Consider the following 15,918-nt stretch of genomic DNA (forward strand, 5'->3'; position numbering starts at 1 on the left):
CTGGATGGCAAGCCGGCTCACAGGCCTCACGCCCTGAAGTGAGAATTTTGTCATTCAAAATGCTTGAGGCTTGCCTCCACGCTTGAGAGGGATTCCATGCCTGCACCTGACGAGCACTCTGGCCGAATGCGTCCGCCGATTTGGCCGGGGCTCGTCCGTACAGGCCTGGTTCAAGTCGCATAGCAGGGGCTTAACCCCGATTCCTGCCCGTGAGGCTGGACAAACTTCGGCTCGCTCCCCTGCCCCAGTTGAATCGCGTGATCGAACAGGTTCGCAAGCCGGCTCTGGTGGCTCACGCTGACCAGGGTCATGCCCGGCAATTCACGCCGCAGCATCTCGTGCAATGCCACTGCCGCGCTTTCATCGAGCTGGCTGGTGGCTTCGTCCATGAACACGCAATCCGGCCGCTGCAACAGCACCCGGGCGATCGAGAGACGTTGCTGCTCACCACCGGAGAGCACGCGCGACCATTCCGCTTCCTCCGCCAGACGTGTCTGCAAGGCCCCCAGCCCGCTCAACACGAGGGCCTGCTGCATGGCGGCCTCCGGCAGTGGATGGACTGCGGGATAGGAGAGGATGTCGGCCAGACTGGCTGTGGCGAGATAGGGATGCTGCGGCAGGAACAGGCTGCGCCCCCGCTGCAGCCGCAACTCGCCCTCGAAGTAAGGCCACAGCCCTGCGAGGCAGCGCAGCAGGCTCGACTTGCCCAGCCCGCTCCGCCCGGCCAGGCGCACCCAGCTGCCGGGTTCCACACAGAAGCTCACCTGCTGCAGCAAGGCGCGGCCATCCGGCAGATTCACATTCATGTCCAGCGCTGCCAGGCGCTCGGCCTGATCGAAGCTGCGAACGCTCACCCGGGTATTTTCAATCGCCAGCCGGAACTGGGTCAGGCGTGCCACAGTGGCCTTCCACTTGGCGATCTCGTCATACGCCTGGATGAACCAGCTGAGCGCTGAAGCCGTCTGGGTAAAGGCGGTGCTGATCTGCATCAGGCCACCCAGCGTGATGGACTTGGCCATGAAAGAGGGCAAGGCAGCGAAGATGGGTACCAGTCCATTGATCCGGTTGTAACTGACCGAGAAAAACCCCAGCGCCCGCTCGCGATTCATCAGGGCGCGCCAGTTCCCGGCGATCTCGCCGAAGCGTTGCATCAGCCGGCGATGCTCATGCGCACCGCCACCATAGAAAGCAATCTGCTCGGCATGATCGCGCCGGCGCAAGAGCTCAGCGCGCAGATCGGCCTCGCGCCGCTGTTGTTCGTAGTTGAGCGATTGCAACACATGGCCGATGCGCTCGGCCACGAAGCTGCCGAAGATCGCGTAGCCCAGCGCAAACCAGACGAGGTAGCCCGGAATGCGCACCGACTGGTCCACGAAAGGCAGCACCAGATCGCTGGAGAGCCCCCACAACATGCCGGCGAAAGACACGATTCGCGTCACCGCGCTGATGAAGGAGCGCAGGATGTCGAGGCTGTCGGTCACCAGCAGGTTCACGTCTTCAGCGATGCGCTGGTCGGGGTTGTCCGGCTCGCCGGCAAGGCCGAGGCGGTAGAAGGCGTTGTCGCGCAGCCAGTCCGCCATCAGCTGCTCGGTCATGAAGGCCCGCCACTTGAGGATCAGCAGCTTGCGCAGCCAGTCGAGATACACCGCCATCACCACCGCGGCTGCGACCAGCAAGCAATACTTGCCCAGAAGCGGATAGATGCGGGCGGTATCGACCACCGCCAGCGCATCGTAGAAATCCTTGTTCCAGTAGCTGAACCACACGTTGAGCTGCACCAGCAACACACCAATGCCGATCACGCTCGCCAGCAGCAGCCAGGCGAGGCGGCTGTGCCGCGTGCCCCAGAACGGGCGCGCCAGCGCCCAGAAATCCCGCAGCACGCTCATTGGCCGGCCCCCTTGCCTTCCACCGCCGGCAGCAGGATTACGCTGGCCATGTCCCGCGTGAGGGCGAGCTCGGCAGCGAGCGCGCGCAGGGTCCGCACATTCATGCCGTCGAGCAGGTGCTGGCTGTATGCCAGATAGCGGGCATCCCCCCAGCGCGCATAGCTCAGCTGGAGGCGAGCGAAGCGTGACCCGGCATCCTCGCGCCGCCGTCCTTCGGCGGCCTTCATGTTCCGGATCTCGGCCTCGAGCAGGGCATCGTCGAGCCGCGCTGGTAGTGTGGCCAGCACCTTGTGTGCGTGGCCCCAGAGCTCATCGATGCGTGCCGGGTCGGTGGTGAAATACAGCTCGCTGCCCAGACGCCCGCTCGCGGGGTCGAGCGTCATCGTGAAGTTCAGGCGGTAGATGCCGTTCTGCGCTTCCCGAAGCTCGCTGCGCAACACGCGGTAAGCCACGCGGGAGAGGATGGCAACGCCCACCGCGCGCTCGGGTGACCAGTTCATGGACTGACTGCCGATGGCGCGCACGCTGGCCTGCGGCTCAATGCCGATGGCCAGCCGCGACTCATGTCGGCCCGCGCGCTGCAGCAAGGGCTCGGCGGCCACCGATGCCGGGTCGCGCGGAATGCCTGCAAGATGCCGGCCCAGCAACCCACGCAGCACCTCAGGCTCGATCTCGCCGGCCAGGAAGTAGCGCACCGGCGCGGCAGACAGCTGCCTTGCCAAGTCCTCGATACGCGCCTGCCCCGCCTCACCCTCCAGCGCCAGCAGCGCTTCGGCGGTGGGGGAAGCGTCGAGCTCGGCAGCGGCGAAACGCAGTACGGCCATTTCGCGAGCCAGCGCGGCGCTGACACTGGCCGGCTGGCGTGCGATCTGGCGTGCAAGCTGGCGCAGGCTGCCACTCAAGGCCTGCGGATCGATACGGCTGGCCGTCTGCCGCGCCGCATAAAGCCGCAGAAGATCTTCCAGCTGGGCCGCTGTGCTTTGCCCGCTGTAGCTCAGGCTATCGTCCTTCTGCTCCTGATTGAGGTTCAACTTCTGCTCGCTCGCCCAGCGGCTCAAACTGCCCGGCGGCTGGGTGGCGGGATCGGCCTCGCGTGCGAGCTGGGCCGCGATCTGCCACTGCCAGGCCGGAGCTCCCGACTGGCGATAGCCGGCTGCCGAGCGGGCGGCAAAGCGGAGCTGCGGGTCCTGCGTGCGATGCCAGATGAATTCATCGCCGTTGGAAAGCTTCCAGCGGATGACATGGTTCTTTTCATCCATCTCCTCGGCCATGAGCCGACCGACCGGGCCCGGCTCCGGCGCCCGCGCTACCACCTTGGCAGGCGCCGCCTGAGGAACCGGCAAGGGCTCGGACGCAATGCGTGCGCGCAGGGCCTCCACCTCGGCCTGGCTAGGCAGGCGTAGCGGGCTCAGACCGGGTGCCAGCATGAACAGCAGCTGATCCGGGCTGGCGAGCCATTCGCGCACGCGTGCCTCCACATCCGCCGCCGTGATGCTGGCCATGATGGCCTTCACCTCGGCCTGCTTCTGTTGTGGGTCCTGCAGGATTCGCCTCTCCACGAGGGCCTCCCCCAACAATTGCTGCCAGGTGCTGATGTCACGCCTGGCATGACCCTCCAGCGATTTGTCATTGAGCCGGTGGACCTCCGCTATCTCCTCGGCCAAGGCCTTGCGATCCACGCCTTCACGCCGTAACTGCTCCTGAGCCAGCAGGATCTGGCGTAGCCCTTCCTGATGGCCTCCGAGCGCCACACTTGCCGCGAAACCGAGCGAAGCCACGTTCCCGCCCAACTCGCCCCGGCTGCTGGTGAGAGACTCCACCGCAGATGGCAGTGCGCCAGCCCGCTGGCGCACTGTATGGCGCACCAAACGTTCGGCCAGGCGATCAATCAGGCGATTGCGAAAACCGGCCCGGTTCTGCTCCGGGTCACGCTTAAAACGAAACACCCAACCCACCTGGCTCGTACCACTCTCGGCATCCTGTACACGCGCAATACGCAGCTGGGTGCCCAACACCGGATCAGCTGGATTGCGGGCAGGTAGCTCCGCCGGTTCAAGCCCGGAAAAGCGAGCACGGATCTTCAGCTCCATTTCGGCGGGATCGACATCTCCGACGATCAGCAAAGCCATATTGCCCGGCCGGTACCAGTCAGCATAGAAGCGGCGCAAGGCACTGGCCGGCTGAGTACGGATGCTGGCCTCGCTGCCGATGGTGGGGCGGGCCGGATAAAGCGAACCGGCACGCAGCAGCGCACGGCGCTGGCGCTCCATGCGCTCGGTGAGGCCCAGCTTGGTCCGCCACTCCTCAAGGATAATTTTGCGTTCGCTCTCCAGACCAGCATCCGGGATCTGTGCGCCGCCGGCGATTTCTGCCAGCACGTCGAGCGCGGCCATCATCCGCTCTGGGCGCTTTTCCGGTGACAGCATGTAGAGCGTGCGCTCGAAGTTGGTCTGCGCGTTGTAGTGCCTGCCGACTTGCCAACCCAGGCTGGTCATGTAGTCCCGCAAGCCTTCGGGATGTTTCTGCGACGCATGGAAAACCATGTGCTCGACCATGTGGGCGACCCCGGACTGGTCATCGCGTTCCTCCAGCGAGCCGACGCGCACCACCAGCTGCATCGAGACCTGGGCCGAGCCATCCTTCACTGACACGATGTAGTAGGGAAAGCCATTGGCCAGCTCTCCGCGCACGACACGAGGATCCCACAGGAATGCACCGGGCTCCGGTGCTGCACTGGCCAGCAGCGGCAGCGCGCAAGCAACCAGTAGGAATAGGGCCCGCAGCCAGGCGGCTGAACAGAAACGAGAGATGAACGGCATGAAGACTCCTGCTGCACCCGGAGAGGGCGCGGCGAGACGGGTGATGACGGGGGCGGTCAGAACGAGTAGCCGAGTTCGAGTGCGAAGCTGCGACCACGCTCGTAGGTGGCATAGGTGGAACTGGCGGAAGTCTTGTTCTTCTGATCGGTGATGTTTTCGATCGTGAGCTTCACTTCGAGACTCTGGTTGGCATGGATGCGCGGCGTCCAGCTGATCACCGTATCCAGTGCGATCGAGCGCGGCAGCGAGGTTTGCTCCCACACATCCACCGTCGTGCCTTCGTAGGTGGTTTCACCGTTCTGCAGCATCTGGCGATAGCCATCGCGGATGCGCAGGATGTTGGTGAAGCTCAGCTGCTGTGCCGGCAGGCTGCTCATGGCACCGATGCGCAGCGTCCAGGGCCGGTTGTAGTTGTCAGCCGGCATCTCCGAATAACGGATGAACTTGCCGTCGTACTGGATGATTTCGTCATTGGCGAGTGCCGTGCCATAGACATCCGCGTAAGTCGAGTAATTGGATTTCACATCACTCTTGTTCACGGCAAACCAGAAGCGGGTGGCAACCGGGCCGGACTTGAAGGCCTTGTTGCTGTTCCAGCTGAGCGTCAGATCCTTGCTCAGGCTGCCACCTTCATTGGTGTAGACGTAGCACTGGTTGCTGTTGCAATCGGTCTGCTTGGTCACCAAGCGCTTGACGATCTGATCCTTCCCGTCACGGCGGGTGAAACGCAGGCTCAGGGGCCCGTTGAGCCAGTCGCTGTCGTAGTTCAGGCCGGCAGTCAGCTCATCGTCATACGGGCTGCGCATATCCTCGAGGCGATTGCTGGGTTTGGTCTGGGTCGCGCTGCTCCAGGCCAGGGTGCCGCTGCGAGTCTGGGTGTAGATGAGCGAGCTGATTTTCTCCTGCATCGCATAAGCGAACAGGTTGCGGCCGTAATAGCGGTTGGCACCGATATTTAAGGACAGCGGCTCACTGGCTTGCCAGGTGAGGCTCGAACGCGGTGAAAGATTGGTGTCTGCCGTCAGCGAATCGCGATCCACACGACCGCCCAGACGCAGCTTGAGATTGCGCCAGCTTGCCTCGTCTTCCAGGTAGGCCGCCCAGGTGTTGGCATCCACATCAAAACTGCCCGCCTTGTAGGTCATCAAGCGGCGGAAGTACTGCCCCACCGTCTTGCCCTTCGTCGGCGTGGTGGAGCAGGCTTCGCTATCGAGTGCACCGGTACTGGTCTGGCAGCGCGAGATCGCACCGGAAGTTGGTAGATCGGCCACCGTCAGGTAATAGCGCGTGTCTTTCAGGCGGGTGTACTCGGCATGCTTTTGCTGGTACTCGAGGCCGCTGCTGACGCGGTGCCGGGTGTCGCCCAGCGAGAGTTCGTGGAAAGCGGACTTGAGCTTGTAGCCCAGGTTCTGCATCTTCTGGTCGATGTCGCCGAAAGCACCCTCGCCGCTGCTGGCATTGCTCTGGCTGGCATCGCCCCAGTTCTTGTCCGCCGACCAGCGCCAGTTGCGGTAGTAATCGGCATCGCTGCGGCGCGACTGGTCGGTTTCGGAAAACGAGATCTGCTGGCTGAGCGTGGCGGGCGCCAGTCTCGACTCCAGATGCCCCGCAAGATTGAGACCGCCGGATTTGATCGTGTAATCGCTGTTGCGATAGTCCTCGATGAAGTAGCTGTTCTCCGTCGGTGCATAGACGAGCGAAACATCCCCCTTGTGGGCGCTGCCGGCGGGGGCAAAGTCAGTCTTGATCACCAGCGTGTCTTGGATCCGCTGCTGGGTGACTTCGTGGCTCTCGGTGGTGCCCGCATTGGTGGTCGAAAAGCGGTTGAGTGGAATGTCGGATTGCTTGCGAACCACGCTCATCAGAAGGCCCCAGGAGGGATCCGGGCGGGTTTCAAGGGTGGTCTTGTAGGTCCACTTCTTGAAGCGGGGCTGATTGTCCGCTGTGGAGGAGTTTTCAAATTCCTCCTGTTTCGCCGGATCGATGAAGAGGTGAGTCCAGTCCGATGAGGTGTAGCCAATCGCGAGGCTGCCGCCAAAGCGTTTGCGTGCCGAGCAGATCTTGGCGTCCACCACACCGCCGGTGAAGCGCCCGTATTCCGCGGACACGTTGGAATCCTTGACCTCCACATCGCACAGGATGCTGCTGTCGATCGCCAGCGCCTGGGCATTGCCCGGGATGTATTCGGGATTGGTGGTAACAATCTTGTTGCCGGGGTCAAGATCATTCGCAATCGACACGCCATCCAGCAGGATTTCGTTCTGATACGGTTTGGCGCCGTGAATGCTGATCTCCGCCGGTGCTATCTCGCCAGCCGTCTGCGAAGAGAGCTGGGCTTCGCTGTACTGGATGTTCGGATTGAGCTTGAGCTGACTGGTGAGATCCCCGTTAATCGCCGGCATGTTGCGGATCATCTGGCGATCGAGCTTATCCACCCCGGCCAGATGACGGGCAACGACCTTGACCTCGGCAAGCTCCGGTGCCTCGCTAGCATTTTCCGTGGCGGCCTTGCGGGCGGGTGCCGATGCGGGCGCGCGGCGCAACACGAAGCTGCCCGAGGCCGTCTGTGCAGCCTCGAAACCACTGCCCGCGAGCAGCGCCGCAAACCCCGCAGCCGTGCCGAAACGGCCCTGCACGCCCTTGGACTCTAGCCCCTTGAGCTGGGCTGCATCAAAAGCCAGCACCACGCCGGCCTCGGCCGCAAAGCGGTTCAAGGCCTCGGCGAGCGGCCCGGCGGCAATTGCATACTGACGCTGTGGGCTGGAGGCTGGCGTTGCCTGAGCATGAGCACCGGTCTGCAGACCAATGAGCAGACTGGCTGCCATCAGGGCCATGACAAGCGGCTGCGGACGCGCCGGGCAAGCCGCCGTGGCGAGGGGGGAAAACGGGCTGCGCGGGGGAAGTAAAAACATGTTGTAGCCTGCGAATGAGAAGTGTTTCATTCGGTAGGCCGAACGAGCGCACAAAAAGGACACTCTCCGCAGCAAATTATTTTGCGCACAGTGCGGAGTCCGCCCTGGCCTGCCCTGAGTGAAAGCCAATCCTTGGTCAGATTGCGCAGCTGATGAGCAACACGCTCCGGATTTCGGCCCGCTCGCCTGTGGCTAGCCAGCCGAATCAGTCGCGCCGGGGCAAGAGACGCAAGGCGCCGGCTGCTGTGGTCTCGACACGCAATCCGTGCAGAGCGGCAACGCTCTCCAGTGAGTGGGCGGGCTGATCGACCAGATAGCTGCCGGACACGCGCAGGCCGGCAATCCGCGCATCGCATTCGATGGCTTTGCCGGACTGGTGTGCGAGCGCAGTCGTGAAACGCGCCAGCGGCATGTCCAACACCACTAGCAAACCTCGCGTCCAGGCATCATCAGCCGCCGATGACGCTACCGGCACACCGACGGCGCCGGCCGAGAAACGCACGGCCTGCCCGGCCGCGATACGCAGCGGCGAGGCTTCCCGCTGCGGCTGGGTTAGCTCGACCGCATGCTCCTGCACCGCCAGTGTCGTGCCGGACTCGTCTTGTTGCAGGGTGAAGCGGGTTCCCAGCGGCCTGACCTGCCCGTCCCGCGCCACCACTAGGAGTGGTCTGGGAGAAGTACCCGCCGCCGGATCGTGGCCGCTCTGCACCTGCAACTCCCCGTCTTTCAGACGCAGCTCGCGTCGCCGGGCATCAAAGGAGATGCCGACGGTGGTCGCTGAGCCCAACAGCAGCCGGCTACCGTCCGAGAGTTTCACTACGCGGCGCTCCCCCTGTGCGGTGGCCAGCCATTCGACGGGCGCCTCCGGCGAGGCACGCATCAACAGAAAGGCCAGGCCACACGCCAGCATGAGCCCGGCACAGGCTGCAAGGCGCCGGCGCTTGCCTGACGCCGCTGCATCCAGCGCACGGCGCGTCTGGGAGGGGGCCTGGGTCAGCAGACCCTGCAAGCGTTCAACGCGCGACCAAGCCTCACGGCACTCGGGGGAACTGTCGTGCCAGCGCTGCCAGGCGGCGTGGTCCGTAGCATTCGCCTCACCGGAGCACAGACGTACATACCAGGCTGCCGCCGCCTCCAGATGCACGGCAACACCGCCGCTCTGCTCTGCCTTCACAGACACTGGAGGCATTGCAGCACCGCTTTCTGCATGTACTTCTTCACGCTGCTGACCGACACGCCGAGTTCGGTCGCGATCTCGGCATAGCTCCAGCCATCCAGTTGCGACAGCAGGAAGGCCCGCTTGGCCTTGGTACCCAGACCATCCAGCATGCGATCAATCTCGAGCAGGGTTTCGAGCAGGATGGCCCGCTCCTCAAGCGACGGCTGGGCGGCCTCCGGCAAGCTGGCCAGCTCGGCAAGATAGGCACGCTCCAAGTCCTGACGACGGAAATGATCGACCAGCAAACCACGCGCGATGGTGGCCAGGTACTGTCGCGGCAGTTCCAGCTCGGGCGGCCGCTCACCCGCCTGCAGGATGCGCAGGAAAGTCTCCTGAGCGAAGTCGGCAGCCCGATCCGAGCAATATCCCAAACGCCCGCGCAACCATCCCGTGAGCCAGGAGTGGTGCTCGCGGTAGAGGCCTTCGTGAGTCAGGGCAAGCATTGTGTGTCAGGGGAAGCATTATGTATTTATGAGAATGATTATCATTTATACAGATGCTTCGCACAAGAGCCATCACATCGCCCGACTTCGCTCAGGCCTTGCGAACGCCTCCATCCGGCCGGTGCAGCGCCACTCTATTCAAGGGCCTGTGCCGCAGGTATTGCAGCCTGGGCCCGACGAGCGCCACGCCTAACCCGTCTGCTCAAGTACGTTCTGAAACGCAATCTCGTTCCGCAGCGTGTTGTACCCGGCGTCACCGGCATAACTGCACTCGCCGCTCCCGCTATCCACCCCACCTAACAGAGGACAGGCGCCGAACAGCTCAGCCACCCAGTCGACAAATGCACGCACTTTCGGTGACAGATGACGGTTCTGCATGTAGGCCACCGAAATCTGCATTGGTGCTGGCGCCAGTTCGGGCAAGACCTCGACCAGCGCCCCCGATTCAAGCAAGGGCAAAACGGTAAAGCGGGCCGGCTGGATCATGCCGAACCCCTGCAAGGCACAGGCAATGTAGGCATCCATGTCATTGACTGAAACGCTGCCCTGCATCTTCAAGGGTGTCGTCTGACCATCAACAATGAAATCCCAGTCGAAGTTGCGGCCCGTACGATGCGAAAAATAATGCACGGCAACATGCTGCTTCAGGTCATCGAGGCTATGCGGCACGCCATAGCGTTCGAGGTAATCGGGTGTCGCGCAGGTAATCATCTTGATCGCACCGATTCGCCGGGCCACCAGGGTTGAATCCTGCAAATCACCGGCCCGGATGACGCAATCCACCGCTTCACGTACCAGATCAACCAGACGGTCCCCCATGCCGATGACCAGCTCGACATCTGGGTAGCGCGCGCGGAATTCGCACAGACGCGGGATCAGCACGAGGCGACCAATAGGCGAAGGCACATCGACACGCAGGCGCCCCTTGGGCCCCTGCCCCACATCCCGAAACGACGCCTCAGTCTCCTCGACCTCGCCAAGGATGCGGGCGCAATGCTCATAGTAGGCGGCCCCGTCCGGCGTCAGGCTGATGCGCCGCGTGGTCCGGTTGAGCAAGCGTACCCGCAGCAGGGCCTCGAGATTCTGAATGATGGTGGTCACGGTTGCCCGTGGCAGGCCAAGCATGTCTGCCGCACGGGTAAAGCTGTTGGCGTCTACCACCCGGGTAAACACCTGCATGGCCTGGAAACGGTCCATCCTGCGATCTCCTGAGATCTTTGATTGTTTGCTGCTGATGAATAGTATTGTTTAAAACGACGTATTTATCCAACCAGAAACAACACAGAAAATGGCTCCATCCCAATTTCTGGCAGTCCCCTGCCCTGGATGCGATGCAAGCCACCACCCCGCAGCCGCCGCAAGACCTGAGCATTCCCGGCCCAGCCGGCCCGCTCGCTCTGCGCGTGTACCGCCCCGGCACCGCCCGGGCGGGCTTGCCCATCGTGCTCTATTTCCATGGTGGTGGCTTCATCGGCGGCAGCCTGGATGATGCCCATGCCGCAGCAGCGTTTATCGCTGAGCACACGCCGGCCTTGGTCATTGCCGTCGATTACGCCCTGGCCCCGGCCAAGCCCTTCCCAGCGGCCCCCGAGGATGCCTATGCCGCTGCGCGGTGGGCCGTTGAGCACGCCGCCGAACTAGGCGGCGCTCCTGAGCGGCTGGCGGTCGCCGGCGACGATGCCGGCGGCAACCTGGCGGCAGCCCTGAGCCTGATCGCCCGTGATCGCAATGGCCCGGCCATCCTGGCCCAGGTGCTGGTCGGACCAATGCTCGACCCGAGCATGACCCGCCTTGGTGACGGCGCCCGCCTGAACTCGGATCTCAGCGCCGCGACCTGTGCCGACTGCTATCGCCAGTATCTGCCCCAGCCGCGCCAGCGCCTGCACCCCTACGCGTCGCCGCTGGTTTCGGTACGCCAGGCAGGCTTGCCGCCGGCATTGATCATCACGGCGGAATGCGACGTGCTGCACAAGGAAGCCGAGACCTATGCCGAAGCCTTGATCGCCGCCGGCGTTGCCACTCAGGTCGTGCGCCTGGCCGGCCTCAAGCACGCTGCACTGTCCAGCCACCGCCCGGCACTGGCTGAAATTGCCCATTTCCTGCGCCGTCGTCTTGGCGAGCAAGAGATTCCGGCAGACCCGCCCGACGCGCTGGATCAGCGCAATGAACACCAAAGCCCCCCCAGATCCTCGTCAGAAACCCGATAAGCCCCGCTCCCATTATTCAAACCCCCCAGAGGAATCATCATGCCCCTACGCCAAAAAAGCTTCGTTCTCGCCGCCGCCCTGGCCGGCCTCTTCAGTCTCGGTGCTGGTCTCGCCGTTTATCACGGCCAGGCCGGTGCAGCCCCCAACGCTGCACCGGCTGCGGCCACGGTGGATGTCGCCGAAGTCATCGGCCGCGCAGTCACCGAATGGCAGCAATACTCCGGCCGCCTCGAAGCAGTGGAGCGGGTCGAGATCCATCCTCAGGTCTCCGGCATCCTGACTGCCGTGCATTTCAAGGACGGCAGCCTGGTCAAGAAGGGTGAGCTGCTGTTCACCATCGACCCGCGCCCCTTCGCCGCCGAGGTGGCCCGTGCCGAAGCCCAGCTCGCTGCGATGGACGCTCGCGTCGCCTACACCGCCAGTGATCTGGCGCGCGGCGAACGACTGCTGGCCGAAAACGCCATCGCCCGCCGGGATTTCGACGAGAAGCAGAACGCCGCCCGCGAAGCCAAAGCCAACCTGCAGGCGGCCAAGGCTGCGCTCAATGTTGCCCAGCTCAATCTCGAATACACCCGCATCACCGCGCCGATCACCGGCCGCGTCTCGCGTGCAGAAGTCACCGTCGGCAATCTGGTCGCTCCCGGCAACGGCCCGGCGCTGACTTCGCTGGTCTCCGCCGATCGCATCTATGCCGCCTTCGATGTCGACGAGCAGAGCTACCTGAAAGTGGTCAGTGGCAGCCAGGGTAAGGCACTGCCCATCCATCTGGGCCTCGCCAACGACGAGGGCTACTCGCTTCAGGGGCGGCTGAGCTCGGTGGACAACCGCCTCGACAGCAGCTCCGGCACCATCCGCCTGCGGGCCTTGGTCGACAACCCGGACGGCAAGCTGCTACCCGGCCTCTATGCCCGCATCCGGCTTGGCGCATCCGGCCAGCGTGATGCCGTGCTGATCGATGAAAAAGCGGTCGGCACGGACCAAGCCAGGCGCTTCGTACTGGTGGTCGGCGAAGGCAACCAGACCGCTTACCGGGAAGTCCGCCTGGGCAGTCTGCAAGACGGCCTGCGCGTCGTCGAAAGCGGCCTCAAGGCCGGCGAACGCATCGTGGTCAACGGTCTGCAACGGGTACGCCCGGGCGACCCGGTGACCCCCAACATCGTCCCGATGGGCGCTGCCGTGCCGGCTGCCGCCAAGGGCTGAGGACTCACCGTCATGAACATCTCAAAATTCTTTATCGACCGGCCGATCTTCGCCGGCGTGCTCTCCATCCTGCTTCTGCTCGCGGGCGTGCTGGCAGTGTTCCAGCTGCCGATCTCGGAGTATCCCGAAGTCGTGCCGCCTTCGGTCGTCGTGCGTGCCCAATATCCCGGCGCCAACCCCAAGGTGATTGCTGAAACGGTGGCCTCGCCACTGGAGGAGTCGATCAACGGCGTCGAAAACATGCTCTACATGCAGTCGCAGGCCAACAGCGACGGCAATCTGACGGTGACGGTCAATTTCAAGCTCGGCGTCGATCCTGACAAAGCCCAGCAACTGGTCCAGAACCGCGTCTCGCAAGCCTTGCCACGCCTGCCCGAGGATGTACAGCGCCTGGGGGTGACGACGGTGAAAAGCTCGCCGACGCTGACCCTGGTGGTGCACCTGATCTCGCCGGACGACAAGTACGACGCCACCTATCTGCGCAATTACGCCGTGCTCAACGTCAAGGACCGGCTGGCCCGCATCTCCGGGGTCGGCGAAGTCTCGGTATGGGGCGCCGGCAACTATGCCATGCGCGTCTGGCTTGATCCGCAGAAAGTTGCCCAGCGCGGCCTGACTGCCAGTGAAGTGGTGGGCGCCATCCGCGAGCAGAACGTACAAGTTGCAGCCGGCGTGATCGGTGCATCGCCGAGCGCGCCGGACACGCCGATGCAGTTTTCGGTCAATGCCCAGGGCCGCCTGCAAAGCGAGGAAGAGTTCCGCGACATCGTGCTCAAGACCTCTACCGATGGCAGCGTTACCCGCCTGGCTGACGTCGCCCGCGTCGAGCTCGATGCAGCGGAATACGGCCTGCGCTCACTGCTCAACAACAAACCCGCCATCGGCATGGGCATCATGCAATCGCCCGGCGCCAACGCCCTCGAGGTTTCCTCCCAGGTGCGCGCAGCGATGGCCGATCTGGCAAAAGACTTCCCGGCCTCGGTGGAATACCGCATCGAATACGACCCGACCCAGTTCGTGCGCTCCAGCATCAAGGCCGTGGTGCACACCCTGCTCGAAGCCATTCTGCTGGTCGTGCTGGTCGTGATCGTTTTCCTGCAGACCTGGCGCGCCTCGATCATCCCGCTACTCGCCGTGCCGGTCTCCATCGTCGGCACCTTCTCGCTGATGCTCGGTTTCGGTTACTCGATCAATGCCCTGTCGCTGTTCGGCATGGTGCTGGCCATCGGTATCGTGGTCGATGACGCGATCGTGGTGGTTGAAAACGTCGAGCGCAACATCGAGGCCGGGCTGACGCCTCGCGACGCCACCTACCGGGCAATGCGCGAAGTCAGCGGGCCGATCATCGCCATCGCGCTGACTCTGGTTGCCGTGTTCGTGCCGCTCGCCTTCATGACCGGCCTCACCGGCCAGTTCTACAAGCAGTTCGCGATGACCATCGCCATCTCGACGGTGATCTCGGCCTTCAACTCGCTGACCCTGTCCCCGGCCCTGGCCGCCATGCTGCTCAAGGGCCACGGCGAAACACCGGACTGGCTGACGCGGCAGATGAACCGCTGGTTCGGCGGCTTCTTTGCAGCCTTCAACCGCTTCTTCGGTCGCGCTTCCGAGAGCTACGGCCGCGGCGTCACCGGCGTCATCGGTCGCAAGGCCTCGGCGATGGGCGTGTATGCCGTGCTACTGGGGCTGACAGTGGGCATCTCCTATCTGGTGCCCGGCGGCTTCGTGCCGGCCCAGGACAAGCAGTACCTGATCGGCTTCACGCAATTGCCGAACGGCGCCTCGCTCGACCGCACCGAAGCGGTGATCCGCAAGATGGGTGAAATCGCGCTGGCACAACCGGGCGTTGAAAGCACCATTGCCTTCCCCGGCCTGTCGATCAACGGCTTCACCAACAGCTCCAGCGCTGGCATCGTGTTCGTGACCCTGAAACCCTTTGATGAACGCCATGGGCCGGAACTCTCGGCAGGCGCCATCGCCGGCGCGCTGAACCAGAAATACGCCGCGATCCAGGAATCCTTCATCGCCGTCTTCCCACCACCACCGGTGATGGGCCTGGGCACGGTGGGCGGCTTCAAGATGCAGATCGAGGACCGCGGCGCCATCGGCTACGCCGAGCTGAATGCGGCCGCCAATGCCTTCATGGCTGCAGCATCCAAAGCGCCGGAACTGGGGCCGATGTTCTCCAGCTACCAGATCAACGTGCCCCAGCTCGATGTAGATCTCGATCGCGTCAAGGCCAAGCAACAAGGGGTTTCGGTGACCGACGTGTTCGACACCATGCAGATCTACCTCGGCTCGCTGTACGTGAACGACTTCAACCGCTTCGGCCGCACTTACCAGGTACGCGCCCAGGCCGATGCACCGTTCCGCGCCCATCCGGAGGATATCCTGCAACTGAAGACGCGCAACAATCAGGGCGAAATGGTGCCGCTCTCCTCGCTGGTCAAGGTGCACTCCACCTTCGGCCCGGAAATGGTCGTGCGCTACAACGGCTATACCGCCGCCGATATCAACGGCGGCCCGGCACCCGGCTATTCGTCGGCCCAGGCCGAGGCAGCCGTCGAGCGCATCGCCGCAGAAACTCTGCCGCGGGGCGTGCGTTTCGAGTGGACCGATCTGACCTACCAGAAGATTCTCGCAGGCAACGCCGGCATCTGGGTCTTCCCGATCAGTCTGTTGCTGGTCTTCCTGGTACTCGCGGCACAGTACGAAAGCCTGACCCTGCCGCTGGCAGTGATCATGATCGTGCCGATGAGCATCCTGGCCGCGCTCACGGGCGTCTGGCTGACCGGTGGTGACAACAACATCTTCACCCAGATCGGGCTGATGGTGCTGGTGGGCCTGGCGTGCAAGAACGCCATCCTGATCGTCGAATTCGCCCGCGAACTGGAACTGCAGGGCGCGACCCCGATCGATGCGGCCATCGACGCAAGCCGCCTGCGCCTGCGCCCGATCCTGATGACGTCCATCGCCTTCATCATGGGCGTCATCCCGCTCGTGATCTCAAGTGGTGCCGGCTCCGAAATGCGCCATGCCATGGGGATTGCCGTCTTCTTCGGCATGCTCGGCGTGACCTTCTTCGGGTTGTTCCTGACCCCGGTTTTCTATGTGCTGCTGCGCACCCTCGATAAGCGCCACAAGCTGCACACCGCAGCGCCGCATGAGGCTCCGATCACCCCGGCTCACACCGCCCCTCAGCGTGCGGTTTGACCCCCAGGAGAAATGA

9 protein-coding genes are annotated in these 15,918 nt (G+C 63.6%); 3 read left to right on the forward strand and 6 right to left on the reverse strand.

The features are described from left to right. Positions 1-170: 170 nt before the first annotated feature. From Q3Y64_RS03790 to Q3Y64_RS03815, 6 genes are all read right to left on the reverse strand, one after another. A complete protein-coding gene (locus Q3Y64_RS03790; RefSeq protein ID WP_303560167.1) occupies positions 171-1,889 on the reverse strand; it encodes an ABC transporter ATP-binding protein/permease in 1,719 nt (572 codons plus the stop codon). Further along, on the reverse strand, positions 1,886-4,708 hold the full coding sequence (locus Q3Y64_RS03795) for a M16 family metallopeptidase (protein ID WP_303560168.1): 2,823 nt from the start codon (positions 4,706-4,708) through the stop codon (positions 1,886-1,888). Before Q3Y64_RS03795 ends, Q3Y64_RS03790 begins: the two co-directional genes overlap by 4 nt. Before the next feature lie 56 nt (positions 4,709-4,764). Then, on the reverse strand, positions 4,765-7,620 hold the full coding sequence (locus Q3Y64_RS03800) for a TonB-dependent siderophore receptor (protein ID WP_303560169.1): 2,856 nt from the start codon (positions 7,618-7,620) through the stop codon (positions 4,765-4,767). Between the two features lie 205 nt (positions 7,621-7,825). Further along, positions 7,826-8,809: a FecR domain-containing protein gene (locus Q3Y64_RS03805; protein ID WP_303560170.1), complete on the reverse strand. Its 984-nt coding sequence runs from the start codon at positions 8,807-8,809 to the stop codon at positions 7,826-7,828. Further along, complete coding sequence (locus tag Q3Y64_RS03810) at positions 8,791-9,282, reverse strand: sigma-70 family RNA polymerase sigma factor (protein WP_303560171.1); 492 nt, start codon at positions 9,280-9,282, stop codon at positions 8,791-8,793. The genes Q3Y64_RS03805 and Q3Y64_RS03810 overlap by 19 nt, the downstream gene beginning before the upstream one ends. Positions 9,283-9,471: 189 nt before the next feature. Beyond that, positions 9,472-10,479, reverse strand: coding sequence for a LysR family transcriptional regulator (locus tag Q3Y64_RS03815; RefSeq protein WP_101944491.1), 1,008 nt, complete (start codon positions 10,477-10,479; stop codon positions 9,472-9,474). 134 nt (positions 10,480-10,613) lie between these two features. Between Q3Y64_RS03815 and Q3Y64_RS03820 the strand changes: the two genes are divergently transcribed. The 3 genes from Q3Y64_RS03820 to Q3Y64_RS03830 are packed head-to-tail and all read left to right on the forward strand — an operon-like array spanning position 10,614 to position 15,902. Beyond that, positions 10,614-11,489, forward strand: coding sequence for an alpha/beta hydrolase (locus Q3Y64_RS03820; RefSeq protein ID WP_303560172.1), 876 nt, complete (start codon positions 10,614-10,616; stop codon positions 11,487-11,489). A gap of 39 nt (positions 11,490-11,528) precedes the next feature. Continuing rightward, a complete protein-coding gene (locus Q3Y64_RS03825) occupies positions 11,529-12,689 on the forward strand; it encodes an efflux RND transporter periplasmic adaptor subunit (RefSeq protein ID WP_303560173.1) in 1,161 nt (386 codons plus the stop codon). A 12-nt stretch (positions 12,690-12,701) separates the two neighbouring features. Continuing rightward, the gene (locus tag Q3Y64_RS03830) at positions 12,702-15,902 is read left to right on the forward strand and encodes an efflux RND transporter permease subunit (protein ID WP_303560174.1); all 3,201 of its coding nucleotides are present in this window, start codon (positions 12,702-12,704) and stop codon (positions 15,900-15,902) included. Positions 15,903-15,918: the final 16 nt, after the last annotated feature.

The organism is Uliginosibacterium sp. 31-12 (assembly GCF_030548425.1).
GTDB lineage: Bacteria > Pseudomonadota > Gammaproteobacteria > Burkholderiales > Rhodocyclaceae > Uliginosibacterium > Uliginosibacterium aquaticum.